Raw genomic sequence first — 26,047 nt, forward strand, 5'->3', positions numbered from 1 at the left:
TCAGGAGGCCATGGCCGGGGTGAGGCGGGCCTCGCGGCGGTCGAGGCCGCCGGACACGACGGCCAGCGAGAGCCCCAGCACCGCCAGCGACGCGCCGACCCAGTTGGGCGCGACCAGGCCGAGCCCGCCCGCGATCACCAGGCCGCCGAGGTAGGCGCCGATCGAGTTCGCGATGTTGAACGCCGACTGCACCGCGGCGGAGACCAGCGACGGCGTCCCGCCCGCCTTCTCCATGATCCGGGCCTGCATCATCGGGCCGATCATGAAGCCGGCGAGGCCGACGAAGAAGATCGTCACCGCGGCGCCGACCTTCCCGTTCGCGGTGAAGGTGAAGATCGCCAGCACCGAGGCGAGGCCGATCAGGGAGACGTACAGGCTCGGCATCAGTGCCTTGTCGGCGAGCCTGCCGCCGAGGTAGTTGCCGATCGTCATGCCGATCCCGGCCAGCGAGAGCAGCAGGGTGACGTCGGACGGCGAGTAGCCGGTGACGTCGGTCAGCATCGGCGCGATGTAGGACAGGCAGGCGAACACGCCGCCGAGGCCGAAGGTGACGATCGCGAGTGCGAGCCACACCTGCGGGCGGCGGAAGGCACCCAGTTCGCCGCGCAACGACGGCTCGACGGGTTTGCCCTGGTGGGGGACCAGTTTCGCGATCGCGGCCATGGCGATCAGGCCGATCACGGCGACGACGCCGAAGGTCGCGCGCCAGCCGACCTGCTGACCGAGCAGCGTCCCGAGTGGCACGCCGACGACGTTGGCGAGAGTCAGGCCCATGAACATCATCGAGACGGCCTTCGCACGCTCGCCCGGCTTGGCCAGGCTGGACGCGACGACCGCGCCGGCGCCGAAGAACGCGCCGTGCGGAAGGCCGGCGAGGAAGCGGAAGGCGACGCCGAACTCCTGGTTCGGCGACAGGGCGAAGAGGACGTTGCCGACCGTGAACAGCCCCATCATCGCCAGCAGCATGGTCTTGCGCGGCAGCCGGACGGCGGCCGCGGTGAGCAGCGGGGCGCCGACCACGACGCCGAGGGCGTAGCCGGAGATGAGGTAGCCGGCGGACGGGATCGACACGCCGAAATCCTTGGCGGCTTCGGGCAGCACGCCCATCATGACGAACTCGGTGGTCCCGATGCCGAAGGCACCGATGGCGAGCGCGAGCAGCGCGACGGGCACGGCTCTCCTTTCAGGGGCATCCTGGGTAAACGATTACTCGCCCACCGTCGCGGATGGGCACCTGAATCGATTTAGGTCCCGGACAGAAAAGAAGACAGCGCGTTCGGCCCCGACGTCGACGAGCTGCCTTGTGTCCAGTTCAACGGATCAAGGGCGCCTTTGTCATCCCGGTTTCGGGTGAGGCTGCCCACCCTCAGCGGCGGGCCGCGAGCACTCCCTGGAGGAGGCCCGGGAAGAGCTCGTCGAGATCGTTGCGGCGCAAAGAGTTGTAGCGCGTCGTGCCCTGCTGGCGGCCGATGATGACGCCCGCCTCGCGCAGAGTGCGCAGGTGATGGGTGAGTGTGGACTTGGTCACGGCGACGTCGAATCCGCTGCACGAGATCTCGGTGCCGGGGCCGGCCAGCTGGCGGACCATGTCGAGCCGTACCGGATCCGCGAGCGCGGCGAGGACGGCCTCGATCCGGATCTCGTCCTGCCCGGGGTAGACGTACTGCTGCGTCGCGGCCATGGGGTCATAGTACGACGCCCCTCGAACTTTTGGTGAGTTCGTAGTACGGTCACCATCGAACTACGACAACCATCGAACAACGACCCCCCACGCGCCTTTAGCGGGCTAATCGCGCTCCGGCGCCGCCCGGGCACCCGCGGCACCGACCTGCGTTTAGCGGGCTAATCGCGCTCTGTCGGCCACCTGGGCGACCAGGCCCCTGACGTGCGTTCAGCGGGCTAATCGCGCTCTGGGCCGGCTGCGGGAAGTGGCGTTAAAAGGGGTCTGGAGCTGGGGAGTAATGACTTTCGCGCCACCTAGGACATCGGTGCTGGCACTCGGCACCTTCGCGGTCGGCACCAGTGGGTACGTCGTCGCCGGGCTGCTGCCCGCGCTGACCGGCGAGCTCGGGGTCTCCGAGACGGCCGCCGCCCAGCTGGTCACCGCCTTCGCCATCGCCTACGCGATTGGCTCACCGCTGTTCGCCGCGGTCACCGGCCGCTGGGAGCGCCGCACGCTCCTGGTCGCCGCCCTCGTCGTCACCGCCCTCGGCAACGCCCTCGCCGCCCTCGCACCCGGCTACGTGACCCTGCTGCTGGCACGCGTCGTCACCGCGATCGGCGCGGCCGTGTTCACCCCGGCGGCCAGCGCCGTCGCCGCCGAACTCACCACGCCCGAACGCCGGGGCCGCGCGGTCGCGCTCGTTTTCGGCGGGCTGACCATTGCGACGATCCTTGGCGTCCCGCTCGGCAGTGTCCTTTCGCAGAGCGTCGGCTACCAGGCCGTCTTCGCGCTTGTCGCGGCCTTCTCGCTTCTGGGTGCCTTCGCCGTCCGGCTGGTCCTTCCCGCCGTTCCGGCGCCACCCCCGGTCCGCCTGGCCGAACGGTTCACCGTCGCCAAGGACCCGCGTGTCCTCGCCATGCTCGGCGCGACCGTCCTCGGCTGCCTCGCCGCCTTCTCCGTCTACACCTTCATCTCGCCGGTCCTGTCGGCCACGGCCGGCGTCCACGGCACGACGGTGAGCCTGCTGCTGTTCGTCTACGGCGCGGGCGGCGCGCTCGGCAACGTCCTCGGCGGCCGCGCGACCGACCGCTGGGGCGCCCGGGGCCCGTTGCTCGTCGTGTTCGCCGGCATCACCGTGGTGCTCGCGCTGCTGCCGCTGGTGGCGACCAGCGTCATGGGCGCGGCCGTCGTCCTCTTCCTCTGGGGACTGGCCACCTGGTCGATCAACCCGCCGATCCAGCACCGGCTGATCGAGCTGTCCCCGCGAAACGCCGGACTGGTCCTCTCGCTCAACGCGTCCGCGATCTACCTCGGCGTCGGCCTCTCCGGCCTTGTCGGGGGAGCGGTGCTCAGCGGCGGCGGGCCACTCCTGCTGCCCGAGATCGCGGCGGTGCTGACCGCGGCGGGCGCGGCCGTGGTCGTGATCGGCTGGCGTGCCCGCGTGCGGCAGCCTGCCCCGGCCGAGTGAAGAAGGAAGTCCCACTCCTGCTGGGGACATCCCGGTTTCCGTGGGTACCGGAGGCGCCACGGCGTGGAAACTGCCGCAACCATCGCCGATAGGCTGCCCGGATGACTGACGTACTCGATGTGGTGGCCGGGAAAAGCGGGGAACTGGTGCTTCGCCAGGCCGGTGACGATTTCGAGGTCATCGCGAACGGCGTCTTCCTGATGGACACCCGCAACGGCGAATCGGAGCGGCTGCTGGTTTCGGTGGCGGCGGATCTGGTGCCGGGCAAGGCACGGATGCTCATCGGCGGCCTCGGCGTCGGCTACTCGCTGCGTGCCGCGCTGGACCACCCCGGCGTCGGCGACGTCGTGGTCGTCGAGCGCGAGCCCGCGGTGATCGGCTGGAACCGGGAGGGCCCGCTCAAGGACGTCCACGGCGACGCCCTCGCCGACGAACGGGTCACCGTCGTCGAGGCCGATCTGGTGAAATGGCTGCACCGGACCGAAGAACGGTTCGACGCGCTGTGTCTCGACATCGACAACGGTCCTGAGTGGACGGTCACCGACGGCAACGCGAAGCTGTACCAGAACGACGGGCTCGACCTGCTCGCCGCGCGGCTGCGGCCGGGCGGGGTGCTCGGGTTCTGGAGCGCCGAGTCGGTGCCGTCGTTCGCGAAGCGGCTGCGTGCGCGGTTCGGTGAGGTGCGTGAGCTGAAGATCCCCGTGCCGCAAGGGGAACCGGACGTGCTGTGGTTCGCGCGGAGGTAGCGGACGCCGCACGCGTCATCGCCCGGCAGGCTGAAATGATCGCCGCATGGAGATCACGACCTGGCACCTCGAACAGACGTCGCCGGACGACCTGAGCGCGGCGAAACCGCCCGCCGTCGCGGTCAGTGTCACGCGTGCCGAGCTGGTCAGCCCGGAGCTGAACCGGTACCTCTACACCGCGGTCGGCGGCGACTGGTTCTGGATCGACCGGCTGAGCTGGACGTGGCGTCAGTGGACCGAGTGGCTGGAGAGGTCGGGCGTCGAGACCTGGGTCGCGTACGCGCAGGGGACGCCGTGCGGCTACTTCGAACTCGACGGCAGCGAAGACGGCGAAGTAGAACTGGCGTACTTCGGCCTGATGCCGTCGTTCGTCGGGAAGGGCCTCGGCGGCCACCTGCTCACCGTCGCGCTGAGGCAGGCGTGGACGCTCGCGGAGCGTTGGCCCGGCAAGACGCCGACGCGCCGCGTGACCGTCCACACCTGCACCACCGACGGCCCGGCCGCGCTCAGGAACTACCGAGCGCGCGGCTTCCGCCTGTTCCGCACTGACGTCGAGCAGGCCGAACTGCCCGCCGAGACGCCGGGACCGTGGCCGGGAGCGGCGAAGTAGCTACTTGGCCGCGGCCTTCGCCGCCTTCTTGAACGCACGGACCTCGCCGAGCGTCTTCGTGTCGACGACGTCGGCGATCGAACGCCGCGAGCCGCGGTCGCCGTACGAACCGGCGGCCGCGCGCCAGCCCTTGGGCTGTACGCCGAGCTGCTTGCCGAGCAGTGCCAGGAAGATCGCGGCCTTCTGGTCGCCGTAACCGGGCAGCGCCTTGAGCCGCTTGAGGACTTCGGGGCCGTCGGGTTTGGGCCGCCCGGCGGTCCAGATCCCGGCGGCGTCACCGTCGTAGTGGTCGACGACGTGCTCCGCGAGATCCTTCACCCGCCGGGCCATCGAACCGCCGTAACGGTGGATCGCGGGCGGGACCACGCAGAGTTCGACGAAGGTCTCGGTGTCCATCGCGTGGATCTTCTTGAGGTCGAAACCGTCCATCCGGTCCGCGATCTTCTGCGGGCCACGGAACGCGTGTTCCATCGGGAACTGCTGGTCGAGGAGCATCCCGACGAGCAGCGCGAACGGGTCTTCGGTCAGCAGCCGGTCCGCTTCCTCGTCTCCGACCAGGTGCAATGCGCGCGTCATGCGCCCAGGATCTCACGACCGGCCCGATCCGCGCGTCTTCATCCGTGTGGGTCCACGAGGAGGTCGGCGGCCGCGGCGGTGACGGCCTCCGAAACCGCCGCCAGCGCGGGCGAATCGAGTTTCCACTGCTGCCAGAACAGCGGTACGTCGATCGGGTGATCCGGGTCGAGGCAGACGAAGTGCCCGTCACGCAGCCGGTCGCCGATCTGCGCGAGCGGCACCATGCCCCAGCCCATCCCCGCCGCGACGGCGTCGAAGAACCCTTCGGACGACGGGACGTAGTGCCGCAGCGAGCTCGCGATCGTGCCGCGCTCGCGGGCGAAGCGGTCTTGAAGGTCGTCACGGCGGTCGAAGACGACGACGGGTGCTTCGGCAAGGTCGAGATCCGTACCGAGGCGAGGGTTGACGACGGCCAGGTACCGCATGTGCCCGAGCCGGTGCGCCGAACAGCCCGCGACCGGATCCGGCGACGACGTCACGGCCGCCATCACCAGGCCCTCCCGCAGCAGGGTCGTGGTGTGGTCCTGGTCCTCGCGATGCAGTTCGAAGCAGATCTTCTGCTCCGGCGGCACCCGCGTGAGCGCGGGAAGAAACCACGTCGCCAGCGAGTCGGCGTTCACCGCGATCGGCAGCCGGACCGGTTCTTCGCCGGCGGTCAGGCCGAGTTCGGCCCGGGTGTCGGCCTCCAGCAGCGCCAACTGACGGCCGAAGCGCACGACGGCCTGCCCGGACTCGGTCAGCCGCACTGGTTTCGTGCGGATCAGCAGGACCCGGCCGGTGCGTTGTTCGAGTGCCTTGACGCGCTGGCTGATCGCCGACGGCGTCACGTGCAGGGCCGAGGCGGCCGCGTCGAACGTGCCTTCGTCGGCGACGGCCAGCAGCGTGCGGACCAGATCGAGCGGCAGATCGGTCATCATGAGCGCTAATGTTACGTAAGAATCTTTAGCTGTACTGTTGATGGCCGAGTTCGTAGTGTTTTCCGTATGGAAGACGTCCTGTTCAGCGCGGCCGCCGGTTTCGGCGCCACCATGGCCCTCATCGTCGCGATCGGCGCGCAGAACGCCTTCGTCCTGCGCCAGGGCATCCGCCGGGAAGCGGTGCTCGTGGTGGTGCTGATCTGCATTGTCTCGGACGCCATCCTGGTCAGCCTCGGTGTCGGCGGAGTCGGCGCGTTGGTGGGGACATCACCCGAAGCGCTGACCATCGCCGCGTTGGTCGGCGGTGCCTTCCTGCTCTGCTACGGCGCTTTCGCCGCGCGGAGGGCCTTCAAACCGGCGGCGCTGGAAACCGGTGGCCCGGAGACCGGCGGATCACTGCGCCGCATCGTGTTGACGACCCTGGCCATCACCTGGCTCAACCCGCACGTCTACCTGGACACCCTGCTCCTGCTCGGCGCGATCGCCGCCGGGCACGGTGGCGGCCGGTGGGCGTTCGGCGCCGGTGCGATTTCGGCCAGCGTGACCTGGTTCCTGGCGCTCGGGTTCGGCGCGCGCCTGCTCAGCGGGTTCTTCCGCAAACCGTCGTCGTGGCGGGTGCTGGACGGCCTGGTCGCCGCGACGATGATCGCCCTCGGCGTGACGCTGGTGGCGAGCGCCTGATCACGGAAGCCGGGCCAGGTCTTCGGCGCTGAGCACGAGATCGGCCGCGGCCGCCGAATCGCGGATCGTCGCCGGCCTCGTCGAACCGGGGATCGCGACCACCGAAGGCGACTTCGCGAGCAGCCACGCCAGGCATACTTGCTGCGGGCTGATCCCAAGTTCTTCCGCGACAGCGTGGAACGTCGCGGCTCCAGCGATACCGCCGAGCGGGCCCCACGGAAGGTAGGCGAGCCCGAGTTCCGTGCACAACGCCAGTTCCGGTTCGTGCGCCAGGTGGGCGGGCGAATGCTCGTTCTGCACCGAAACCAGCTTCTCACCGAGGATTTCGCGTGCCTCCAATATTTGCGCACTGGACACATTGGACACTCCGGCGAGCCGGATCTTGCCTTCGTCGGCCAGCTCTTTGATGGCACCGACGGATTCCGCCCACGGCACGTTCTCGTCGGGCTTGTGCAACTGGTACAGCCCGATCGCGTCGACACCGAGCCGCTTCAGTGAGCCTTCGCAGGCGTTCTTGAGGTGCGAGGGCGTCCCGGTCACGGTCCACGAGCCGTCACCGGGCCTGCCACGGCCGCCCTTCGTCGCGACGAGCACCGCGTCGGTACCGCCGCCGTAGGTGGCCAGCGCGTCGGCGATCAAGGCTTCGTTGTGGCCGGTTTCGCCCGCGTGCCAGTGATACGAGTCGGCCGTGTCGATCAGGGTGACCCCGGCGTCCAGCGCGGCGTGGATCGTGGCGACGGCGCGGTCGTGGTCCGGACGGCCCTCGATCGACAGCGGCATCCCGCCCAGGCCGATCGCGCTGACCTCGATGTCCCCGATGCTGCGGTAACGCATGCTCTTAAGCCTTCCGGATTTCTTCGACGGCTTCGCCGAGCCAGTCGGTGGTGGTGGAGAAGGAAAAACCGAGCCCGGTCGCGCGCGAAGTGTCCAAGACGGCGTACCGATCGAAGGAGTACGGCGACGCGTCCCGTTCGACGATCCGGAACCGGGGTTCGAGCGCGACGGCGCGAGCGATGTCCATCGCGGACAGTGCGCCATGCGATCCGGCGTTGACCGGACCGGTGAAGTCCTCGGTCGTGGTCCAGGCGAGAAAGTCCGCGATCTCACGCTGATGGATGAAGGTCGTCGGCCGGGGTTCCGCGTGGACGTCGACGGCGTCACCCGCGTCCAGCCGTTCGACGTAATGCCGCAGCCGCCCGGTGAAATCGCCGCCGCCGAGGACGTGCGCGACCCGCACCGACGCGAACGGCACGTCTCCGTCAGCGAAGACGGCCTCGGCCTGGCGCTTGCCGTCGCCGTAGTGGGCTTCGAGGAAGTCCGTGTCGTGCCAAGGAAGTCCGAAGTCGACAGGGGACGCGGCGACCAGTGATTCGGTCATCGGGACGTCCGTCCGGATCTGGTCGTAGACCTCGATCGTGGATGTCATCACGTACCGGGCGGTCCGGAGCACACGTCGCGCGATCGCGGCTTGGACCGGGGTGTAGCAGACCTGGTCGAGCACGACGTCGAAGGAACGGGAACCCAGCGCGGCCGCGAGCCCGGCTTCGTCGTCACGGTCCGCGATCAGATGGGCGACCCCGGACGGCGCCGGCGTCGACCCGCGGTTGAGCACGGTGACGTCCAGCCCGGCGTCGCGCAGTCGCTCGACCACCCCGCGGCCGAAGTACCGGCTCCCGCCGAGAACGAGCACTTTCTTCATGCCGACAAGTGTTACGGTGGCGATCCGGGTGCTTGAAGGGGAGACCATGGGTGAATCGGCGGGATCGCTGAAAGAACAACGGCAAAATCGCGATTCGACTGAAAGCTCACTGGACGTGATCGACCGGCAGCTCCTTGAACTTCTCCAGGAGGAAGGCCGCATCACCCTGAGCGAACTCGGCCGCCGCGTTTCGCTGAGCCCGGCGGCCGTCGGCGAGCGCGTCAAACGACTCGAAGCCGACGGCACGATCACCGGCTACGCGGCGCTCGTCACGCCGTCGGGGGTCGGCCTCGGGCTGCGGGCGTTCGTGCGGATGGCGCCGCACAGCGGGTTCACCATCCGGCATCCGCGCACGCGGAAGATCATGGACCGCCCCGAAATCCTCGAACTGCACCATGTGGTCGGGGAGGACTGCTGGATCCTCAAGATCGCCGTCCGCGACACCACGCATCTGGAGGATCTGCTCGAAGACCTTTCCGCGCTGGGCTCCACCACGACGTCGATCGTCATGTCCAGCCCAATCGAACGGCGAGTGTTGCTGCCCTTGTGATCGTTCACAAGAAGTCGCGCGGAAGTCTGAGCTTTGTCCCGGTTCTGCCCGGTCGGTTGTGACGCATGATGACTCGATCACATACTGACGAGTAACCGGAGGCAGGGATGCGGGCTCGGGTCACCAACGGCGGTGCCACGAAGACCACGAAAACCAGGAAGACGAGAAAGATCCTCACCACGTTCGTCGCGGCCTTGACGTTCACGATCGCCGCCCCGGCGGTGGCGAGCGCGGCGCCGTCGAGCGGCTGGAACGACTGGTCATGTGCACCAGGCACGCGTCATCCCGAGCCCGTCGTGCTGGTGCACGGCCTCGGCGCCAACGCGACGACCAACTGGTTTTATCACGCGCCGAAGCTCAAGGACGCCGGTTACTGCGTGTACTCGCTGACCTATGGCGCTACCGTCCTGGATGGACAGTTGTTCGGCGGGCTCCGTTCCATGCGGAAGAGTGCCGCCGAACTCGGCGCGTTCGTCGACCGCGTACGGAAGAGCACCGGCGCGGACAAGGTCGACATCGTCGGGCACTCCGAAGGCACGACGATGCCCGCGTACTACCTCAAGTACGAGGGCGGCGCGGAGAAGGTGAAGCAGTTCGTCGGCTTCGGGTCGAACTTCAAGGGCACCTCGCTCAACGGGCTTTCCGGACTGGCCAAGGCCGTCCTGTCGATCCCCGGCCTCGACCTGCTCGCCGACGGTGTCTGCGGGGCGTGCCGCGAATACCTCGCGCCGTCGGACTTCCTCGACGACCTCGCCAGGGGCGGCGTGGCCGTGCCGGGGCCGACGTACACGAGCATCGTCAGCCGCTACGACCGCGTGGTGACGCCGTACACCAGTGGTGTCCTCGGCGAACCGGGTACGACCGACATCGTGCTGCAGGACAAGTGCGGTGCGGACGCGTCCGGGCACCTGAGCCAGGCGATCGACCCGAACGTGACGAGCCTGATCCTCAAGGCACTCGATCCGAAGCACGCGCCCGCGCCGAAGTGCGTGCCGTTCGTCGCGCCGCTGTAAGGACTACAGGCCGGGTTTGGTCGCGTGCACCACGAACACCGACCGGACCCGGCCACCGTCCTCGACGTCCAGCCGCTTCACCGTCACCTCGGTGAAGCCCGCTTCGGAGGCGAGCCCTGCCGCGTCGTCCTCGGTTTCCGGGAGCTTCAGATCAGTGGGGACGATCGCGGCGAAGGCCTCGGACGGCCGGAACGTTGCCGCCGGCGGCAGGCTGAAGCCCGCCCGGCCGCCGGGACGCAGCGCCCGCAGCCAGTCGCGGAGCGCGGCCGCGCCGAGGAAGTGCAGCGAGGACGCGCACAGCACGGCGTCGGCGCCTTCGTCCTCCATCGGCGACGGCACCGCGGAAGCGACCTGCCAGGTGATGAGGTTCGCGGGATCCTGCGTCGCGGCCTTCGCTTCCGCCCGCGCGATCATGCCCGGCGAGATGTCGATCGCGAGCACTTCGCCCGGCTTCAGCCGTAGTACCGCGAAGGCCGCGACGCCGGTTCCGGTCGCGACGTCGAGAACGTGTTCGGGCGCCGTGCAGGCGAGGCCGTCGACGAGCGCGTCGGCGACGAGGCCGTGGAAGGTGTCCTCGTCGTAGTGTGCGGCGACGCCGTCGAACAAGCTTGCCGCGATCTCCTCGCTCATGACGGCGACCCTGTCGGGCAGCCGCCGTCGCCCGGCGAAACCGAGGTCGGCGCGGTGATACCAGCCCAGTTCCGGGTCACCTTCGAGCCAGCAGAGCAGGACGTCGGCGCCGTCGAGTTCGGCGGGAAAATCGATCAGGAGCGGGGCGAACCCCTTCAGCTCCGCACCCGTCCGCTGGACGGTGGTCATCAGGTCGTCCAGCCGGGCCTGCGCGGCCTTCCACTCCGGCATCCCGCCGAGCGCGGTCTCACGGCCACCCGGGCGCAGCGACGCGGCGAGCTCGGCCGCGTCGGCACGCAGGCGGACGAGGTCGTCGAGCACGGGGCGTAGCCGGGCGAGTTCGGCGCGGGCTTCGGGAACGGTGAACAAACCCATACGCCGATGGTCCCAGCCCGGTCAGCGGCGCTTTCGGGCGAGTCTCGACGCGAGGCCCGCGCCGATCAGGAGGAAGCCCGTCCCGAGCAAGCCGCCGATGAAGAGCCAGCTCGTGACGCCGTAGGTGACGTCGTTCTTCGGGAGGTATTTCACCAGCTGGAAGCCCCATTGCGGGACCGCGACGGTGGCGACGCCGGGTACGACGCCCCAGACGAGGCCGCCGAGGATCGGGCCGGTCGCCGAGACCGCGCCGAGCAGCCCGACCGCCAGCAGCAGGATCCCGCCGCCGACGAGCAGGCCGATGCTGAAGACGTCACGCTGGGTGCTGAGCGTTGCCTGGACGAGCATCTGCTGCCGCAGGCCGCCCCAGGCCAGCAAGCCGAGGGCGACCGGGGTCAGGATCAGGCCGCCGGCGCCACTGAGCACGCGTCGCACGCCCCGGCCCGTACGGCTGTCTTCGGCGCCCACGTCGTCGTCGAAGGGCTCGTACGGTTCGTACGACTCGACGTCCTCGTAGGGCCTGCGGGGGTCCTTGTAAGGCTGCTGGTCGTACTCGCCGTACTCTTGGTAGTCCTCGTCGTCGTACTCCGCGACGTGCCGGTGCGCAGACATGGGCCGTCACCTCCCTTAACGGACTACGGCTGCCGGCCCCCTTCGGTTCACATCGATCTCGCCCGGAGCGCGTTTAGCCCGCTAAACGCAGGTCGGCGGGGGTCTGGTGCCCGGTGGCCGGAGCGCGTTTAGCGGGCTAAACGCGCTCTGAGCGGCGCCGCGCGATGGTCCCGGCCAGGCCGGCCCCGATGAGCAGGAACCCGCTCCCGATCAGGGCGCCCATGACCAGCCAGGTCACCAGGCCGACGCCGAGTTCCCGCCCGCCGACGTCGTACATGGCGCTCAGGAAATCCTGCGGGCCCAAGAAGACCGTCAGGCCCGGCAGCACACCCCAGAGCAGCCCGCCGAGCGCCGGCCCGATCCCGGAAAGCGCGCCGAGGAGCGCGACGCCGAGCAAGAGAAGGCCGCCCGCGATCAGCAGGATCAGGCCGAGGGGGTCTTCGCCGACGGTGAAGCCCTGCGAGAACAGGCGCTGCAGCCGCGTGCCGCCGTAGATCACCATGCCGAGCGCGACCGGCGTGAGCAGGACCCCGCCGAGCGCGCTGAGCACCCGGGGCACGGCCCGGCTGGGTTGCCTTGGCTGGACGTAAGGCTCCGGTGCGTGCGGCTGCTCATAGGGCGGTACCGCGTAGGGGTTGGTGGACATGGGGACCGCCCTTTCCGGTGGCGTCAGAAGCGTGCGGTTCGATGATGTCGCGGTAACCGGGTGTCCCGTGACGGCCGGATGGCCGTCGTACGACCGGGTGACGTCGGACACATCCGCCTCGTGGAGACTTGATACCGACCACTACTGGAACCATCCAGGTCCCTTAAGCAGTACGCTTGTACCGCTACCGGAGACTGAAGAAGAACGCGAAGATCCGCGGAAGGAGCACCGCCGCTCATGGCCAAGATCAAGGTCCAGGGCACCGTCGTCGAGCTCGACGGCGATGAGATGACCCGCATCATTTGGCAGTTCATCAAGGACAAGCTGGTCCACCCCTACCTGGACCTCAACCTCGAGTACTACGACCTGGGCATCGAGGAGCGGGACCGCACCGACGACCAGATCACCATCGACTCGGCCAACGCCATCAAGAAGCACGGCGTCGGCGTCAAATGCGCCACGATCACGCCGGACGAGGCGCGCGTCGAAGAGTTCGGCCTGAAGAAGATGTGGCTCTCGCCCAACGGCACGATCCGCAACATCCTCGGCGGCGTGATCTTCCGCGAGCCGATCGTCATCCAGAACATCCCGCGCCTGGTGCCCGGCTGGACCAAGCCGATCATCATCGGCCGTCACGCGCACGGTGACCAGTACAAGGCGACCAACTTCAAGGTCCCCGGCCCCGGCACGCTGACCATCAGCTACACCCCGGACGACGGCTCCGCGCCGATGGAGTTCGAGGTCGCGAAGTTCCCCGAGGGCGGCGGCGTCGCCATGGGGATGTACAACTACCGCAAGTCCATCGAGGACTTCGCGCGCGCCTCGCTCCAGTACGGCCTCGACCGTGAGTACCCGGTCTACATGTCGACCAAGAACACCATCCTCAAGGCCTACGACGGCATGTTCAAGGATGTGTTCGAGGAGATCTACCAGGCTGAGTTCAAGGCCGACTTCGACGCCAAGGGCATCTCCTACGAGCACCGCCTGATCGACGACATGGTCGCCGCGGCGATGAAGTGGGAAGGCGGCTACGTCTGGGCCTGCAAGAACTACGACGGTGACGTGCAGTCCGACACGGTCGCGCAGGGCTTCGGCTCGCTGGGCCTGATGACCTCGGTGCTGCGTACGCCGGACGGCAAGACCGTCGAGGCCGAGGCCGCGCACGGCACGGTGACCCGGCATTACCGCCAGCACCAGCAGGGCAAGCCGACCTCGACCAACCCGATCGCGTCCATCTACGCGTGGACCCGTGGCCTCGAGCACCGCGGCAAGCTGGACTCGAACCCGGAGCTGATCGGGTTCGCGAACAAGCTGGAGCAGGTCGTCGTCGAGACCGTCGAGAGCGGCAAGATGACCAAGGACCTCGCGCTGCTGATCAGCAAGGACCAGCCGTTCCAGACCACCGAGGAGTTCCTCGCGACGCTGGACGCCAACCTGGCCAAGAAGATCGCCCAGGGCTGAGCTTCGCTGTAGGTACATGAAGGCCCCCTTCCCCGCGTCAGGCGCGGGAAGGGGGCCTTTCTCGTCCCGCCGCTCGTCCCGCCGCCGGGACATACCACGAGTCCGTGACGGTGGGTAGTACGCGACCGGTGTGGGTTGGCGCCACCGGGTGGTTGGCAATCCTGGATCTGGGCGCCCGCCCCGGCTTCTGTCACTCTGGTCGGAGGAAGAAAACGATTCCCACGTTCGAGGAGCGACCGTCATGGCCATCTCGAAACCGGTTCTGTTCATCGGCGGCGGCCTCGTGCTGATCGTCATCGTCGCCATCTCGGGACAGGACAGGGCATCGAGCGCGTCGAGCCCGACCGGTTGCCAGGTCGTGGTGACCGCGGACGTGCTCAACGCGCGCGACACCCCCGGCGGGCAGAAGATCGTCGGCAAGTACGTCAAGGACGCGAAGATCGACGCGCAGCCGGTGGTCGAGAGCGGCTTCCGCAAGGTCGCCGAGGGCAAGTGGGTCTCCGTCCAGTACGCGCCCCCGGTCGAAGGCTCCAAGTGCGGCCCGTGACCCCCGGAGCGCGTTTAGCCCGCTAAACGCACGTGGGTGCGGTGGCGGGCGGAGCGCGTTTAGCCCGCTAAACGCAGGTCGGTGCGGTGGCGGGCGGATCGCGATTTGCCCGCTAAACGCACGTGGGTGCGGTGGATGGCCGGATCGCGTTTAGCCCGCTAAACGCACGTGGGAGCCCTCCTCGGCGGCCAGCCCCTCGTCCGGCCTCGGCCGCTGAGACGTCGCGGTCGGAGCGTCGACCGTGCAGCGCCGGTAACGGCCGGGTGAAGCCGCGGGGCAAGGAAATCGACAGCGAAGTCGAGCCGACAAACCCGCCGAGGGCGCGTTCCGCACGCCGGATCCCCGCCCGGTCACCGTGTCCGGCGCCTGGCATCTGAAGAGCACCGCGCCGGTACCGAGGTGATCTGCGACGTCACCATCGAGACCCACGGATTCCTGCGGTTGCTGGAGTTCACGATGGGCCCGTCGCTGCGGAAGATCTCGGATCGCTACGAACACGACCTCTCCGCGCGGCTCAACCCCTGACGGTTCTGTCGGACCCTCCGGGTAGCGTGCGAAGAGTGCTGACCGTCTCCACTGTGAATGTCAACGGCCTCCGTGCCGCCGCGAAAAAGGGCTTCGTCGAGTGGCTCGCCTCCACGAAGGCCGACGTCGTCGCCTGCCAGGAGGTCCGGGCCGAGCTGAAGGAGCTCCCGGCCGGTGCCGCCGCGCCCGAGGGCTGGCACGTGGTGCACGCGCCTTCGGTGCAGAAAGGACGCAACGGCGTCATGCTCTTCAGCCGCGCGGAGCCGGAAGAGGTCCGCATCGGCTTCGGCGAACCCGAATTCGAGGACAGCGGCCGGTACGCCGAGATCCACCTGCCGAACGTCGTGGTCGCGAGCCTGTACCTGCCCAGCGGCGACGTCGGCACGCCGCGACAGGACGAGAAGGAGCGCTTCATGGCGGCGTTCCTGCCCTACCTCGTCGACCTGCGTGCCAAGGCAGAGGCCGGCGGCCGTGAAGTGGTCGTCGTCGGCGACTGGAACATCGCCTACGAGAAGACCGATCTGAAGAACTGGCGCGGAAACCAGAAGAGCTCGGGCTTCCTCCCGGAGGAGCGGGAGTGGCTCGGCCGGGTGTTCACCGAGGCCGGATACGTCGATGTGCAGCGAAAACTCGACCCGGAAGGCCCCGGCCCGTACACCTGGTGGTCCTACCGCGGGAAGGCGTTCGACAACGATTCGGGCTGGCGCATCGACTGCCAGATCGCCACACCGGGTCTGGCCGAACGATGCACGTCGATCTTGGTCGAGCGCGCCGAGTCCTACGACCAACGGTGGTCCGACCACGCGCCGGTGACGGCGACGTATTCCGGCTAGCCTGGGCTTGTCATGGAGACGAACGAAGCCAGGCGCGTCGAGGCGACGAACGCCGAGCGCTATCAGATGTCCGGCCAGTACGGGTGGGAGTTCAGCCCGGACGCGCCGAACCTCCTGGAGCGCTGGACGGTGCTGCCATTCAACCAGCGCGGTGACAAGCGGATGGCGTTCGGCGCGCTGAACGGCGCGTACCAGGGGCTGCGCTTCAGCGTCTTCGACTATCACCGCCGTCCGACGGTCACGAGCGTCCACACGCGGTGGACCAACAAGAAGGTCAACGAGCTCGACACGATCTCCATCGACACGGTCTGGGTGGTCACGCTGCCCGCGCCGATGCCGAACTTCCAGATCGTGTCGAGTATCGAATCCGCCTGGGACGTCGAGAAGTATCCCGAGCCCGCCACCGCGGACCGGAAGTTCAACCGCTGGTACAAGCTGATCGACACCGACCCGAACGTCGCGGTCGGCGTGCTCACCCCACAGGTCGCCGGTCTGATGCGGTCGTCGAAGCTGCACACCTGGTCGCTGGTGGGCAATGAACTGGTCTACGTCGAGAACCCGACGTTCGGCCGGACCAAACCGGACGACGTGCTCGCGACACTGGGCAAGCTCGCGCAATTGGTGTCGCAGCTGCCTTTCCACCTCGGCGGCGGTCAGCCGCAAGCACCACCGCCGCCCCAGTATCCGCACCAGGCCCAGTACCCGCAGCAGCCGTACCCGCCGCAAAATCCCGGGTATCCGCAGCAGTATCCGCCCCAGCCGCCGTACGGGCAGCCGCCGCAGCACCCCGGTTACCCGCCGCAGCAGCCTTATCCACCGCAGTACCCGCCGCCCCAGTACCCGCCGCCCGGATATCCACCGCAGGGGTATCCGCCCCCGGGATACCCGCCGCGCGGCTACTGACGGGTCTTCGCCGTCTCCGTCCACACCGGACTCTCGACGAAGTGATTGTCGAACTTTTCCTGGCTGTCCAAGAGATCCTGGACGGTCGCCTTGCCATGCCCGACCTTCTCCAGCAGCCGGAAGTAGTCGAACCGTTCCACGCCGGGAATGAAGACGATCAGCACGTCGGCCGGCGCGTCCACCGCCGCGCGGAAAGCGTGCGTGGTCAGCGGGGGGACGACGAGCATGTCGCCTTCGGAAACAGTGACGATCTCTTCTCCCACCAGGACTTCCAGTTTTCCGCCGAGCATGAAGAACATCTCCGCGGAGCCGGTGTGGTAGTGCGGTGACGCGCCGTCCGCGCCGACGCCCAGTTGCGTTCTCGCGCTGCTCATGACCCCGCCTGTGGTCGAGACGTCGGCGAGCAGCGTGACGAGGGTGGGGGCCGCGCCGACGGTCTCGGCTTCGGCGGCGCGGACGAGGACGGGTTCGCGGGTTTCGATGCGCTGTGTCATGTCCTGATAGTTTCATGGCTGATAGTTCGCTGTCAAACTATCTCCTGTCGAATAGACTGCCGTCGTGAAAGAAGAGAAGAACGCCGACGCGATCGATGCGGTGGTCGGCGCATGGCGGCGGGAACGGCCGGAACTGGACTTGACCGCGATCGGGGTCGCCGGGCGACTTGGCCGCGTAGTCATGCTGACGACGCCGATGGTGGAGGCCGTGTTCGCGAAACACGGGTTGAAACAGGGGGAGTTCGACGTGCTCGCGGCGCTTCGGCGGTCCGGGAAGCCGTACACGCTGATCCCGTCCGAGCTGTCCGCGACGCTGATGATGTCCAGGGCCGGGATGACCAGCCGGATCGACCGGCTCGAGACGGCGGGGCTGGTCGAGCGCGCGCTCGATCCGGAGGACCGGCGCAGTTTCCGGGTCACGCTGACCGAGCGTGGTTTCGAGATCGTCGACGCCGCGATGAGCGAGCACACCGCGAACGTCGCGAAGCTGCTTTCGCCGCTCGGCGAGGACCTCGACGTCCTGGACGCTTCGCTGCGCCGGCTGCTCGGTGCTCTCGAAGGTGAGTGAAGGACCTCCACGTGGACGCAGCGAAAGAGCCCTTCGTCGCATCACATGCGGCGAAGGGCCCTTTCATCTCCTTGGGCGGGTCAGCAGTACAGGTTGCCTCCGGGGTCGACGCCGAGGATGCCGGTGATCTGCTGGTACTTGCTCACGCGGCTCTGCACCTGGCCGGGGTTGCCGCCGTTGCACTCGAGGCTGCCGTTGATGCTGCGGATGGTCTCGCCGAAGCCGCGGTTGTTGACCATCGCGTTGTGCGGGGTCATCGTGCCCGGGCCGTTCTGGGTCATCCAGTACCAGATCCCGGTTTTCCAGGCGACCGCCGCGTCGTTCTGCACCAGCCACGGGTTGGTCAGCAGCGGCAGGCCCAGCGCGTCACCGGCGGCCTTGTAGTTGAAGTTCCAGCTCAGCTGGATCGGGCCCCGTCCGTAGTACGCGGCGTTGCCGGCCGGGCAGCCGTAGGACTGGCTCGTGTCGCAGTAGTGCGGGTAGTTGGCCTGGTTCTGCTCGACGATGTGGACAAGGCCGCCGGTCTCGTGGTCGACGTTCGCCAGGAAGGCCGCGGCCTCCTGCTTCTTGACGGTGTCGCTGCCTGTGCCCGCGAAGGCCGGGTACGCGCTCAGGGCGGTGACCAGGCCGTTGTAGGTGTAGAAGGCGTTCCGGCCCGGGAACATCTGGTTGAACTGGGCTTCGCTGACCACGAAACCGGACGGGTTCTGCGAACCGCCGCCGCAGGTGCCTTGGTCGGCCCATACCTGCGCCGAGCCCGGGGTTTCGTTCTGCGTCCACCATTTCGCGGACCAGTTGTGTCCGTTGTAGGAGGCGGTGTTGCCGCCCCGGTAGACCGAGCCCGCGTTCCACGGTGCCACGCAATCGGCCGCGGAGGCGGACTGGGCCGGGACGACCACGGCGACCGTGGTGGCGGCGAAGGTGGCGGCGACCGCCGCGAGAATACGTCGAAGAGACATCGGTGGCTCCTTCGTACGAGGGGACCATGCAGGGATTGGTCTATACCTTTTAAGGGGTATGGGCAACAGGTATAGACCATTGCGGATAAGAATCCAACTGGTGAAAGTCCGATCGTGCCTGTTCGGCCCTGTGGTGGCATCCGAACGGCCTAAACCCTGTCCGCTTTTGCCGGAAATGAATTCAGCCGGTGCACCTTTGAGGAGAGGGGTGCTCGAAAGATCCCCCCTGTGAGGGGCTAGTCTCGTGCCCCGAGTTGATCAGAACCCACAGGTCTTGACACGCTCGGTAGTTTTTTGACCAGCAACATGGAAATGCTCACTCGTTCGGGTTAGCGTTCCGGTTCAGCAATGTCACGTCACGGGAGGCACTCCGGTGCGGAACCCAGTTCATCTCCTGATGCGGTCGGCTCTGCCTGTCGGCAGGGTCGCGGCGGTCGTCGCGATCCCGGTCGCGCTGCTCATCGCGGGCGCTGCCCCGGCCTCGGCCGCGGAGTCGACCTCGCGCTCGGAGATGGCGTTCGGACTCTTGGGCCCGGTCGGTCTGGTCGCCGTCGCGCTCGGCATCGTCGGTATGGCCTTCGGCGTCTTCCGGCAGCGTCGGAAGACGCGTGCCGCCACCCCCGGCTCGGCCGTCCCTGCCGGCTCTGCCGCTCCCGCGGTCGCCACCGCCCGTGCTGTCGCCGCCCCCGTCCGGCCGCCCGGCCCGGACGTCGCCGCCATGGCCGAAGCAGTCCTCGCCAAGGACGACGCCCTCAGCCGCCCGCGGCGCCCCTGACCTGCACCTCTCGTACGCGCCGACCTGCGTTTAGCCCCCTAATCGCGATCTGGCTCCGGTCGCCCGCAGAGCGCGTTTAGCGGGCTAAACGCGATCCGGCCTCGCGCAGGCATCCCCGCCCGGGGATCGCGTTTAGCCCGCTAAAGGCGCTCTGGCCCGGGTCCCGCCCGGAGCGCGATTAGCCCGCTAAACGCACGTCGGGCGGCGGGAGGGGGCGGGGAAGGCGGAGCGCGATTAGCCCGCTAAACGCGGGTCGTCGGGATTTCTTGGGTAGCGGCACCTAGTCCCGCCCGGATTGTTTAGCCGCCCGCTGATCGCCACGCTCAGGTCCATGACGGTGACGCGGCGTCGCAGCAGGCCAGGGGATCCCTTCCCCCGCGCCCTGGACCGGGCCATCGCGGACAGCGGTCTCGGCCTCGACCGGATCCGCCACCGGCTCGCCCAGCAGGGCGTCCGGGTCAGCATCGCGACCTTGAGCTACTGGCGCACCGGAAGAAGCCGCCCCGAGCGGTGCGACTCGCTGAAGGCGGTCGCGCTGCTGGAGCGGCTTTTCGAACTTCCACACGGTTCCTTGCTGAACCGGCTGGGACCGCGCCGCCCCAGGGGACGGTGGGGCGACGCGGGGGCCGGATCAGACTCCGGTGTTGCTGGTGATCCAGCTGCGGAAGTAGGGGACGTCCACGTAGATCGACGGCCCGGTCGCGCAGGTGCTGCTGTTGTTCCCGGCGCGGCTGGTGGCGCCGACCAGCTGCCAGACACCGTTGACCTGCTTGACCTGCGGGCCGCCCGAGTCGCCGTAGCAGGCGCCCTTGTTCCCGCCGGGGTTGTTGGTGCAGATCTCGCTCGCGCCGCTGATGCCGAGGCACTTGTTGTCGGCGACGATCGAGGTGTTCAGCTCCTGCAAGGTGACCGGGGCACCGCAACCGCCCTGCGGGGCGCAGGTCTGGCCCCAGCCGATGATCCGCGTCGCGGTCCCGACGGCCCCGGACGAAGCGGCGATCGTGACCGGCGCCTGCGACACCGCCGTCGAGAGACGCAGCAGCGCCAGGTCGGCGCTCGGGTGGGCGATCCGCTGGGCCACACGGGCCACGGTGCCGCCGCTGGTGCGGTTCGTGGTCCCGACACGCACCTGGTACGGCGTGCCACAGTGCTTCGCGGTGACCACCCAGGTCGAGCTGATCAGTGAGCCACCACATTGGTGCCCACCGCTGCTCGACTGCTGGGACACCATGAACGGGTAGACCTGGGTCGCGTTGCCGCCGCCGACGATGTTCGGCTGGACGCCGCCGGTGGGCTCGGCCGCGGTAGCGACGCCGGGGAGGGTGAAGACGGCCGCGGCCGCGATGGCCAAGCCCATCAGCAGGGATCGTGCCTTCATCTGGGTTCTCCTTCGGTGTGGCCGGATGATCCGGTGCCTTGAACGCTAGGAATCGGACACCGCGCCCAGAACCGTCGGAAGTATGTGACGTTTAACCGTTTAGACCGTTCGGTCGGGGTGAGGCCGGATGACCCGCCGCGGCGTGGCCTGACAGAATCCGGGCGTGTCCGACGAACTGAAGCGCCCGCGGGTGCTCTCCGGGATCCAGCCGACCGCCGACTCGTTCCACCTGGGCAACTACCTGGGTGCGCTGCGGCAATGGGTGCGGCTGCAGGACACTCACGACACCTTCTACATGGTCGTCGACCTGCACGCGATCACCGTCGAGCAGGACCCGAAGGTGCTGCTGGACCGCACGCGCCGCTCGGCCGCGCAGTTGCTCGCGCTCGGCGTCGACCCGGCACGCAGCGCGCTGTTCGTCCAGAGCCACGTGCCCGAGCACGCTCAGCTCGGCTGGGTACTCGAATGCCAGACCGGGTTCGGCGAAGCCAGCCGGATGACGCAGTTCAAGGACAAGGCCGCGAAGCAGGGCACGGATCGCGCCAGTGTCGGCCTGTTCACCTACCCGGTCCTGCAGGCCGCGGACATCCTGCTGTACCAGGCGAACGAGGTCCCCGTCGGCGAGGACCAGCGGCAGCACCTGGAGCTGACGCGCAACCTCGCGCAGCGGTTCAACAACCGCTACGGCAAGACGTTCACCGTGCCGGAGCCGCATATCGTCAAGGACACGGCGAAGATCTACGACCTGCAGGACCCGACCGCGAAGATGAGCAAGTCCTCGTCGACCGGCAACGGCCTCATCGAGTTGCTCGAAGACCCGAAGAAGTCGGCGAAGAAGGTCCGCTCGGCGGTCACGGACACCGGCCGCGAGATCGTCTTCGACACCGAGAACAAGCCGGGCGTCTCGAACCTGCTGACGATCCTTTCCGCGCTGACCGACCAGCCGGTCGCCGAACTCGAAACCGCCTTCGATGGCAAGGGCTACGGCGATCTGAAGAAGGGCGTCGCCGAGGCGTTCGTCGACTGGGCCACCCCCGTCCAGGCCCGCGTCCAGTCATATCTGGATGACGTCTCCGAACTCGACAAGGCACTCGCCCTCGGTGCGCAACGAGCCAGGGAAGTCGCTTCCGTGACGTTGCGGAACGTCTACGAGAACATCGGATTCCTTCCCCCGGCGGGCTAGGGCGTGTCTGGCTCGCGTTGCGGGCCGTCCGGGGCGTGGTTAGCGTTTCCTGGTGGCGAAAGATGACGGCGCGAAGCCGGAAGAGGACAAGCTGTTACCGCGTTTGAGGCGGAAGTACGGCTGGCTCGATCACCTCATCCGGGCGAACGACGCCTTTACCGAGCGCTACGGCAACCACTACGCCGCGGCCATCACCTACTTCAGTGTGCTTTCGGTGATCCCGATCCTGATGGTCGCCTTCGCGATCATCGGGCTGGTGGTCGCCGGCGATCAGACGGTGCTCAACCAGATCACCGACGGCATCAACAAGTCGGTGCCCGACGGCCTGCGCGACCTGGTCGGCGGCATCGTCGGCGCGGCACTGAAGTCCGGCAGCGGCATCGGGGTGTTCGGCCTGGCGCTCGCGCTGTACTCCGGTGTCGGCTGGATGACGAACCTGCGTGACGCCCTGACCGCCCAGTGGGGCCAGGAAAAGCAGCAGTTGCCGCTGGTTTCGACGACGATCAAGGACCTGCTCTCCCTGGTCGGGCTCGGCCTCGCGCTGGTGGTCTCGTTCGGCCTCACCGCCGCGGGCAGCGGGATCGGGCGGTTCCTGCTCGAACTCGTCGGCCTGGAAAACCAGGGCTGGGCGGTGTTCCTGCTGAAGGTCGCGACGATCCTGCTGGGCTTGTTCGCGAACACCCTGGTCTTCCTGTGGGTCATCGCGAGGCTGCCGCGTGAACATGTCGCGCTGCGCAGCGCGGTCAAGGGCGCGGTGTTCGCCTCGGTCGGGTTCATCGTGCTGCAGCAGGCGGCGACCCTCTACCTCGGCAGCGTCACGAAATCACCGGCGTTCACCTTGTTCGGCCCGGTGATCGGCCTGCTCGTGTTCGCGAACCTCGTCTCGCGATTCCTGCTGTTCGTCACCGCGTGGACGGCGACGGCGAAGGAGAACTTGTCGACCGTCATCGAGCCACCGGCCCCCGTGTCCCTCCACCCGAGGGTGACCGTGCGGCAGGGGCCGGGACTCGGTGCCGTCGGCGGGGCCTTCGCGACCGGCGCGCTTTTGGGCTGGCTCGGCCGTCGGAAGTCCTGACCGGCTTCTGGCTCAGCTCTCGGTGAGCGCCTTCTTGCGCTGATAGCCGATGACGAACGCGGCCACGATGATCAGGAAGACGGCGAGCGTGATGATCCAGCCCGTCGTCCCGAACGGGTCCTCGGCCGCGGCGGCGGCACCGCTGTTCGGCGCGACGCCGGCTTTCGGCGCGGCCTGGCCGGCACCGATGTCCGTGGTCTCCGTCGCCTTGTACTCGATGCGCCCGACCGATTCGGCCTTGGCTTCGCGCAACGCGATTCCGTAGTCCAGCAGCTTCGCGGCCTGATCGGTAACCCGTGTCGGCCGCTGCTCGGCGCGAAGCATCACGACCGCGACCCGGTGGCCGTTCTGGAGCGCACCGCCGACGTAGGTGTGGCGCGCGTCGTCGGTGAAACCGGTCTTCCCGCCGAGGAATCCGGGATAGGAACCGAGAAGTTTGTTGTCGTTATAGACCGGAACCGCCGGTTTTCCGCCGATGGCCGGGATCTCGAAGCTCTTGGTCTTGACCACCTGCGCGAATTCCGGCTGTTTCATCGCGTAGTGGAAGATCAGGCTCAGGTCGTAGGCCGAGGTCGACATGCCGGGCCCGTCGAGGCCGGACGGCGTCGCGGCCCGCGTGTCCGTGGCGCCGATACGGGCGGCCATCGCGTTCATCTTCCCGACGGTGGCGTCGACCCCGCCCAGCGCGGTGGCGAGCGCGTGCGCCACGTCGTTGCCGGAATGCATCAGCAGCCCGTGCAGCAGCTGGTCCACTGTGTACTGACCACCGGCGGCGATGCCGACGCAGGTGCATTCCTGCTCGGCGTCCTCCTTGGTCGGGGTGATGACCTTACGTGGCGGCAGTTCGGTGACCACGACCAGCGCGAGCAGCGTCTTGATCAGCGACGCCGGCCGCTGGCGGGCGTGCGGATCCTTCGCGGCGATGACGTCGCCGGTTTCGAGGTCCTGCAGCACCCACGACGTGGCCGTGGTCCCCTCTGGCGGGTTCAGCGCGCGCGCCGGGAGGACGAGGCCGCATTCGGCCATCCGGTCGCCGCCCACCGGAACGGGCGGGACGGGCAACGGCGCCGGCACGGCTTCACCGGGGCGCGGTTTCTCGGAGGTGTCGACCGGCGGGGGCGGCGTCGACTTGTTCGCGCACGGCTGTGCCTGGGCTGGTGGCTTCGGGGTGGCTGTGGCCACCGGCGTCACCGTGAAGGCGAGCACACCGGAAACGAGGACCATGAGCGACCGGGAGATAGCGCTGTGCACCCGAGCAATGTAGCGTCGCGGCCCCCGCCGCATACTCAGGGGCATGCGCATTTCGCGAGGTACTTCGATGTTCCTGCTGGGTTTCGGCGTGTGGTCGTGGATCATCTGGATCACTTTCGCCAAGAACCTCTGGGACAGTGACCGCGCCTGGGCCGCCGACGGCTCGCCCACCGCCTACTTCATCGTGCACGCGGTGCTGACGGTCGTCTCGTTCGTGCTCGGCACCATCATCGGCCTGATCGGTTTGCGCACGCTTCGTGGCGCCAAGTCACGGAATGCGGAAAAGGCTGACGCCTGATCAGGTTGTCGTCCTTTTGACGGTGGTGGACAGGCTCCGGCTCCCTTACGTTCACACCACCGAATCATGGAGGTTGAATGTCCCGGATCAGACGTCTGCTCGTCCCCGCGCTCGTCGCGGCGGCGGCGGGAAGCGTGCTCGCGGCCCCGTCGGCGAGTGCCGCGCCCGCGCCGCGGTGCGACACCGCGAGCGCGCCGTTCAGCTACGTGGTGCTGTACGACCCGCGTACCCCGGAGCGCAAGGTCGACACCGAGCTGCGCGCCAAGTGCGGCGAGAAGGTGGCGTACTACCCGGAGATCGGGGTCGCGGTCGCGACCTCGCGCAACGCCGACTTCCAGGCGAAGATCGGCGTCTACCGCGCCTACTCGGGCGGACGTGACGTGGCGTTCCCGCCCGCGGCTTCGTCCCGCGCGGCTCGTTCAGCCGTCGTCGACACCAAGGAAAGCGAAGAGACCACCAGCGTCGCCGCCGAAGAGGACCTGTCGGCCCAGCAGTGGGACATGCGGCAGATCCAGGCTCCTGAAGCGAACAAGATCTCCGGTGGCAGCCCCTCGGTGACCGTCGGCGTGCTGGACTCGGGCATCGAACCCACCCACCCCGCGCTGAAGAACGCACTGGACCCGAAGGTTTCCGCGGGCTGCAACACCGGCGCGCCGGACACCACGCCCGCCTCCTGGGCGCCGACGAACTCCGACCACGGCACGCACGTCGCCGGCACGATCGCGGGCAAGGACACCGCACGCGGCTTCACCGGCATCGCGCCCGGCGTCAAGCTGGCGTCGGTCAAGGTCGTGAACGACGACGGCCTGATCCTCCCCGAAGCCGCCGTCTGCGGGTTCATGTGGGCCGCGAAGCACCGCTTCCCGGTGACGAACAACAGCTACTACATCGACCCGGGCATGTTCTACTGCTCGAAGGAGCCGGGTGACGCGGCCGCGTACGAGGCCGTCCGCCGCGCGGTGGTCTACTCGACCGGCCGTGGCGTGCTGAACGTCGCCGCCGCCGGCAACAGCGGCTTCGACGTCACGAAGCAGACCACCGACCCGAACCGCCCGCACCCCGTCGACTCGAGCTGCGGCATCCTGCCGAAGGCGATCGAAGGCGTCGTGACGGTCTCGGCCATCGGCTACGCGGGCACGAAGTCGTCCTACAGCAACTTCGGCGCCGGCCAGGTCGAGGTGACCGCCCCCGGCGGCGACCGCGCCCAGCTGCCGCCCACCGGCCAGGGTGCCGGTTGCCCGCTGTCGACGATCTTCAACGGCGCCTACGGCACCAAGTGCGGCACCTCGATGGCGTCCCCGCACGCCGCCGGTGTCGCCGCGCTGCTGGCGTCCCGCTACCGCCACGTTCCGCCGCGGCTGCTGACCTGGCTGCTGGAGCACCAGGCCGACGCGGTCGCTTGCGGCACCGCGGCGCCGGTCTGTGAAGGCCCGGCGAAGGACAACTCGTACTACGGCCACGGCCGCGTCAACGCACTGGACGCGGTGAAGTAGTCCAGTTTCCGAGGAAGCTGAAGTACATGAAGGCCCCCTTCCTTGCGCCTAGCGCAAGGAAGGGGGCCTTCATGTACTTCAGGCGGCGGTCGTGAGGTGAAAGTCGGGTCGAGGCCTG

General features: G+C 68.3%; 30 protein-coding genes. 17 read left to right on the top strand and 13 right to left on the bottom strand.

Annotation, left to right across the window (positions count from 1 at the left end; translation table 11 throughout):
* On the bottom strand, positions 1–1,173 hold the full coding sequence (locus tag AB0M65_RS18420; protein ID WP_364028684.1) for an MFS transporter: 1,173 nt from the start codon (positions 1,171–1,173) through the stop codon (positions 1–3).
* A 193-nt stretch (positions 1,174–1,366) separates the two neighbouring features.
* Complete coding sequence (locus AB0M65_RS18425; protein ID WP_364028686.1) at positions 1,367–1,681, bottom strand: helix-turn-helix domain-containing protein; 315 nt, start codon at positions 1,679–1,681, stop codon at positions 1,367–1,369.
* Between the two features lie 280 nt (positions 1,682–1,961).
* On the opposite strand from AB0M65_RS18425, the gene AB0M65_RS18430 reads away from it, so the two are divergent.
* The 3 genes from AB0M65_RS18430 (at position 1,962) to AB0M65_RS18440 (ending at position 4,487) form a co-directional block, all read left to right on the top strand.
* On the top strand, positions 1,962–3,131 hold the full coding sequence (locus AB0M65_RS18430; protein WP_364028688.1) for an MFS transporter: 1,170 nt from the start codon (positions 1,962–1,964) through the stop codon (positions 3,129–3,131).
* Between the two features lie 101 nt (positions 3,132–3,232).
* Entirely contained in the window at positions 3,233–3,877 is a 645-nt protein-coding gene (locus AB0M65_RS18435) for a spermidine synthase (protein ID WP_364028690.1), read from the top strand.
* Between the two features lie 46 nt (positions 3,878–3,923).
* Positions 3,924–4,487, top strand: coding sequence for a GNAT family N-acetyltransferase (locus AB0M65_RS18440; protein WP_364028692.1), 564 nt, complete (start codon positions 3,924–3,926; stop codon positions 4,485–4,487).
* Here the strand turns inward: AB0M65_RS18440 and AB0M65_RS18445 are convergent, their stop codons facing one another.
* Together AB0M65_RS18445 and AB0M65_RS18450 are read right to left on the bottom strand one after the other, a co-directional pair.
* Positions 4,488–5,063 (bottom strand): HhH-GPD-type base excision DNA repair protein, encoded by a 576-nt coding sequence (locus tag AB0M65_RS18445; protein ID WP_364028694.1) that lies wholly within the window; start codon positions 5,061–5,063, stop codon positions 4,488–4,490.
* Positions 5,064–5,101: 38 nt separating this feature from the next.
* Positions 5,102–5,980 carry a LysR family transcriptional regulator ArgP gene (locus AB0M65_RS18450; RefSeq protein WP_364028696.1) on the bottom strand — a complete coding sequence of 293 codons (879 nt, stop codon included), beginning with the start codon at positions 5,978–5,980 and terminating at the stop codon, positions 5,102–5,104.
* Between the two features lie 66 nt (positions 5,981–6,046).
* Here AB0M65_RS18450 and AB0M65_RS18455 point away from each other — a divergent pair, with 66 nt between their 5' ends.
* Positions 6,047–6,661, top strand: a complete 615-nt coding sequence (locus AB0M65_RS18455) for a LysE family transporter (protein WP_364028698.1) — start codon at positions 6,047–6,049, stop codon at positions 6,659–6,661.
* On the opposite strand, the gene AB0M65_RS18460 is transcribed toward AB0M65_RS18455, so the two are convergent.
* A complete protein-coding gene (locus AB0M65_RS18460) occupies positions 6,662–7,495 on the bottom strand; it encodes an aldo/keto reductase (RefSeq protein ID WP_364028700.1) in 834 nt (277 codons plus the stop codon).
* Between the two features lie 4 nt (positions 7,496–7,499).
* Complete coding sequence (locus AB0M65_RS18465; protein WP_364028702.1) at positions 7,500–8,360, bottom strand: NAD-dependent epimerase/dehydratase family protein; 861 nt, start codon at positions 8,358–8,360, stop codon at positions 7,500–7,502.
* Here AB0M65_RS18465 and AB0M65_RS18470 point away from each other — a divergent pair.
* Both AB0M65_RS18470 and AB0M65_RS18475 read left to right on the top strand, forming a co-directional pair.
* A complete protein-coding gene (locus AB0M65_RS18470) occupies positions 8,359–8,910 on the top strand; it encodes an Lrp/AsnC family transcriptional regulator (protein WP_364028704.1) in 552 nt (183 codons plus the stop codon). The two genes, AB0M65_RS18465 and AB0M65_RS18470, sit on opposite strands and share 2 nt — an antisense overlap.
* A gap of 107 nt (positions 8,911–9,017) precedes the next feature.
* Positions 9,018–9,923 carry an alpha/beta fold hydrolase gene (locus AB0M65_RS18475; protein WP_364028706.1) on the top strand — a complete coding sequence of 302 codons (906 nt, stop codon included), beginning with the start codon at positions 9,018–9,020 and terminating at the stop codon, positions 9,921–9,923.
* A gap of 3 nt (positions 9,924–9,926) precedes the next feature.
* Here AB0M65_RS18475 and AB0M65_RS18480 read toward each other — a convergent pair whose 3' ends face one another.
* The 3 genes from AB0M65_RS18480 to AB0M65_RS18490 all read right to left on the bottom strand — a co-directional run bounded on the left by AB0M65_RS18480 (position 9,927) and on the right by AB0M65_RS18490 (position 12,186).
* Complete coding sequence (locus AB0M65_RS18480; protein WP_364028708.1) at positions 9,927–10,928, bottom strand: DUF2203 family protein; 1,002 nt, start codon at positions 10,926–10,928, stop codon at positions 9,927–9,929.
* A 21-nt stretch (positions 10,929–10,949) separates the two neighbouring features.
* On the bottom strand, positions 10,950–11,540 hold the full coding sequence (locus tag AB0M65_RS18485; protein WP_364028710.1) for a hypothetical protein: 591 nt from the start codon (positions 11,538–11,540) through the stop codon (positions 10,950–10,952).
* 136 nt (positions 11,541–11,676) lie between these two features.
* Positions 11,677–12,186: a hypothetical protein gene (locus AB0M65_RS18490; protein WP_364028712.1), complete on the bottom strand. Its 510-nt coding sequence runs from the start codon at positions 12,184–12,186 to the stop codon at positions 11,677–11,679.
* A gap of 237 nt (positions 12,187–12,423) precedes the next feature.
* On the opposite strand from AB0M65_RS18490, the gene AB0M65_RS18495 reads away from it, so the two are divergent.
* The 5 genes from AB0M65_RS18495 (at position 12,424) to AB0M65_RS18515 (ending at position 16,455) form a co-directional block, all read left to right on the top strand.
* Positions 12,424–13,647, top strand: a complete 1,224-nt coding sequence (locus AB0M65_RS18495) for an NADP-dependent isocitrate dehydrogenase (RefSeq protein ID WP_364028714.1) — start codon at positions 12,424–12,426, stop codon at positions 13,645–13,647.
* Between the two features lie 241 nt (positions 13,648–13,888).
* Entirely contained in the window at positions 13,889–14,194 is a 306-nt protein-coding gene (locus AB0M65_RS18500; protein ID WP_364028716.1) for an SH3 domain-containing protein, read from the top strand.
* 399 nt (positions 14,195–14,593) lie between these two features.
* Positions 14,594–14,719, top strand: coding sequence for a hypothetical protein (locus AB0M65_RS18505; RefSeq protein WP_364028718.1), 126 nt, complete (start codon positions 14,594–14,596; stop codon positions 14,717–14,719).
* A gap of 26 nt (positions 14,720–14,745) precedes the next feature.
* The gene (locus tag AB0M65_RS18510; RefSeq protein WP_364028720.1) at positions 14,746–15,552 is read left to right on the top strand and encodes an exodeoxyribonuclease III; all 807 of its coding nucleotides are present in this window, start codon (positions 14,746–14,748) and stop codon (positions 15,550–15,552) included.
* 12 nt (positions 15,553–15,564) lie between these two features.
* Positions 15,565–16,455 carry a hypothetical protein gene (locus AB0M65_RS18515; RefSeq protein ID WP_364028722.1) on the top strand — a complete coding sequence of 297 codons (891 nt, stop codon included), beginning with the start codon at positions 15,565–15,567 and terminating at the stop codon, positions 16,453–16,455.
* On the opposite strand, the gene AB0M65_RS18520 is transcribed toward AB0M65_RS18515, so the two are convergent.
* On the bottom strand, positions 16,449–16,949 hold the full coding sequence (locus tag AB0M65_RS18520) for a cupin domain-containing protein (RefSeq protein ID WP_364028724.1): 501 nt from the start codon (positions 16,947–16,949) through the stop codon (positions 16,449–16,451). The two genes, AB0M65_RS18515 and AB0M65_RS18520, sit on opposite strands and share 7 nt — an antisense overlap.
* Positions 16,950–17,013: 64 nt before the next feature.
* On the opposite strand from AB0M65_RS18520, the gene AB0M65_RS18525 reads away from it, so the two are divergent.
* A complete protein-coding gene (locus tag AB0M65_RS18525; protein ID WP_364028726.1) occupies positions 17,014–17,517 on the top strand; it encodes a MarR family transcriptional regulator in 504 nt (167 codons plus the stop codon).
* Between the two features lie 80 nt (positions 17,518–17,597).
* On the opposite strand, the gene AB0M65_RS18530 is transcribed toward AB0M65_RS18525, so the two are convergent.
* Positions 17,598–18,476, bottom strand: coding sequence for a glycoside hydrolase family 19 protein (locus AB0M65_RS18530; RefSeq protein ID WP_364028728.1), 879 nt, complete (start codon positions 18,474–18,476; stop codon positions 17,598–17,600).
* Between the two features lie 397 nt (positions 18,477–18,873).
* Between AB0M65_RS18530 and AB0M65_RS18535 the strand changes: the two genes are divergently transcribed.
* Positions 18,874–19,251 carry a hypothetical protein gene (locus AB0M65_RS18535; protein ID WP_364028747.1) on the top strand — a complete coding sequence of 126 codons (378 nt, stop codon included), beginning with the start codon at positions 18,874–18,876 and terminating at the stop codon, positions 19,249–19,251.
* A 631-nt stretch (positions 19,252–19,882) separates the two neighbouring features.
* Here AB0M65_RS18535 and AB0M65_RS18540 read toward each other — a convergent pair.
* Positions 19,883–20,629, bottom strand: a complete 747-nt coding sequence (locus tag AB0M65_RS18540) for a serine protease (RefSeq protein ID WP_364028729.1) — start codon at positions 20,627–20,629, stop codon at positions 19,883–19,885.
* 163 nt (positions 20,630–20,792) lie between these two features.
* On the opposite strand from AB0M65_RS18540, the gene trpS reads away from it, so the two are divergent.
* Together trpS and AB0M65_RS18550 are read left to right on the top strand one after the other, a co-directional pair.
* On the top strand, positions 20,793–21,812 hold the full coding sequence (trpS, locus tag AB0M65_RS18545) for a tryptophan--tRNA ligase (RefSeq protein ID WP_364028731.1): 1,020 nt from the start codon (positions 20,793–20,795) through the stop codon (positions 21,810–21,812).
* A gap of 52 nt (positions 21,813–21,864) precedes the next feature.
* A complete protein-coding gene (locus tag AB0M65_RS18550) occupies positions 21,865–22,887 on the top strand; it encodes a YhjD/YihY/BrkB family envelope integrity protein (RefSeq protein WP_364028733.1) in 1,023 nt (340 codons plus the stop codon).
* 12 nt (positions 22,888–22,899) lie between these two features.
* Here the strand turns inward: AB0M65_RS18550 and AB0M65_RS18555 are convergent, their stop codons facing one another.
* A complete protein-coding gene (locus AB0M65_RS18555) occupies positions 22,900–24,138 on the bottom strand; it encodes a D-alanyl-D-alanine carboxypeptidase family protein (RefSeq protein WP_364028735.1) in 1,239 nt (412 codons plus the stop codon).
* 43 nt (positions 24,139–24,181) lie between these two features.
* On the opposite strand from AB0M65_RS18555, the gene AB0M65_RS18560 reads away from it, so the two are divergent.
* The gene (locus tag AB0M65_RS18560) at positions 24,182–24,436 is read left to right on the top strand and encodes a hypothetical protein (protein WP_364028737.1); all 255 of its coding nucleotides are present in this window, start codon (positions 24,182–24,184) and stop codon (positions 24,434–24,436) included.
* Between the two features lie 77 nt (positions 24,437–24,513).
* Positions 24,514–25,929 carry a S8 family serine peptidase gene (locus tag AB0M65_RS18565; protein ID WP_364028739.1) on the top strand — a complete coding sequence of 472 codons (1,416 nt, stop codon included), beginning with the start codon at positions 24,514–24,516 and terminating at the stop codon, positions 25,927–25,929.
* Positions 25,930–26,047 lie beyond the last annotated feature (118 nt).

It is taken from the genome of Amycolatopsis sp. NPDC051071 (assembly GCF_040682875.1).
Classification (GTDB): Bacteria; Actinomycetota; Actinomycetes; order Mycobacteriales; family Pseudonocardiaceae; genus Amycolatopsis.

What these genes read in the sequence shown, in the direction of transcription:
- AB0M65_RS18465 (WP_364028702.1), bottom strand. Translation starts at nt 8,360, where the DNA reads ATGAAGAAAGTGCTCGTTCTCGGCGGGAGCCGGTACTTCGGCCGCGGG.
- AB0M65_RS18490 (WP_364028712.1), bottom strand. Translation starts at nt 12,186, where the DNA reads ATGTCCACCAACCCCTACGCGGTACCGCCCTATGAGCAGCCGCACGCA.
- AB0M65_RS18560 (WP_364028737.1), top strand. Translation starts at nt 24,182, where the DNA reads ATGCGCATTTCGCGAGGTACTTCGATGTTCCTGCTGGGTTTCGGCGTG.
- AB0M65_RS18485 (WP_364028710.1), bottom strand. Translation starts at nt 11,540, where the DNA reads ATGTCTGCGCACCGGCACGTCGCGGAGTACGACGACGAGGACTACCAA.
- AB0M65_RS18540 (WP_364028729.1), bottom strand. Translation starts at nt 20,629, where the DNA reads ATGAAGGCACGATCCCTGCTGATGGGCTTGGCCATCGCGGCCGCGGCC.
- AB0M65_RS18450 (WP_364028696.1), bottom strand. Translation starts at nt 5,980, where the DNA reads ATGATGACCGATCTGCCGCTCGATCTGGTCCGCACGCTGCTGGCCGTC.
- AB0M65_RS18480 (WP_364028708.1), bottom strand. Translation starts at nt 10,928, where the DNA reads ATGGGTTTGTTCACCGTTCCCGAAGCCCGCGCCGAACTCGCCCGGCTA.
- AB0M65_RS18520 (WP_364028724.1), bottom strand. Translation starts at nt 16,949, where the DNA reads ATGACACAGCGCATCGAAACCCGCGAACCCGTCCTCGTCCGCGCCGCC.
- AB0M65_RS18460 (WP_364028700.1), bottom strand. Translation starts at nt 7,495, where the DNA reads ATGCGTTACCGCAGCATCGGGGACATCGAGGTCAGCGCGATCGGCCTG.
- AB0M65_RS18530 (WP_364028728.1), bottom strand. Translation starts at nt 18,476, where the DNA reads ATGTCTCTTCGACGTATTCTCGCGGCGGTCGCCGCCACCTTCGCCGCC.
- AB0M65_RS18535 (WP_364028747.1), top strand. Translation starts at nt 18,874, where the DNA reads ATGCGGTCGGCTCTGCCTGTCGGCAGGGTCGCGGCGGTCGTCGCGATC.
- AB0M65_RS18500 (WP_364028716.1), top strand. Translation starts at nt 13,889, where the DNA reads ATGGCCATCTCGAAACCGGTTCTGTTCATCGGCGGCGGCCTCGTGCTG.
- AB0M65_RS18495 (WP_364028714.1), top strand. Translation starts at nt 12,424, where the DNA reads ATGGCCAAGATCAAGGTCCAGGGCACCGTCGTCGAGCTCGACGGCGAT.
- AB0M65_RS18515 (WP_364028722.1), top strand. Translation starts at nt 15,565, where the DNA reads ATGGAGACGAACGAAGCCAGGCGCGTCGAGGCGACGAACGCCGAGCGC.
- AB0M65_RS18435 (WP_364028690.1), top strand. Translation starts at nt 3,233, where the DNA reads ATGACTGACGTACTCGATGTGGTGGCCGGGAAAAGCGGGGAACTGGTG.
- AB0M65_RS18440 (WP_364028692.1), top strand. Translation starts at nt 3,924, where the DNA reads ATGGAGATCACGACCTGGCACCTCGAACAGACGTCGCCGGACGACCTG.
- AB0M65_RS18425 (WP_364028686.1), bottom strand. Translation starts at nt 1,681, where the DNA reads ATGGCCGCGACGCAGCAGTACGTCTACCCCGGGCAGGACGAGATCCGG.
- AB0M65_RS18565 (WP_364028739.1), top strand. Translation starts at nt 24,514, where the DNA reads ATGTCCCGGATCAGACGTCTGCTCGTCCCCGCGCTCGTCGCGGCGGCG.
- AB0M65_RS18475 (WP_364028706.1), top strand. Translation starts at nt 9,018, where the DNA reads ATGCGGGCTCGGGTCACCAACGGCGGTGCCACGAAGACCACGAAAACC.
- AB0M65_RS18445 (WP_364028694.1), bottom strand. Translation starts at nt 5,063, where the DNA reads ATGACGCGCGCATTGCACCTGGTCGGAGACGAGGAAGCGGACCGGCTG.
- AB0M65_RS18430 (WP_364028688.1), top strand. Translation starts at nt 1,962, where the DNA reads ATGACTTTCGCGCCACCTAGGACATCGGTGCTGGCACTCGGCACCTTC.
- AB0M65_RS18470 (WP_364028704.1), top strand. Translation starts at nt 8,359, where the DNA reads ATGCCGACAAGTGTTACGGTGGCGATCCGGGTGCTTGAAGGGGAGACC.
- AB0M65_RS18455 (WP_364028698.1), top strand. Translation starts at nt 6,047, where the DNA reads ATGGAAGACGTCCTGTTCAGCGCGGCCGCCGGTTTCGGCGCCACCATG.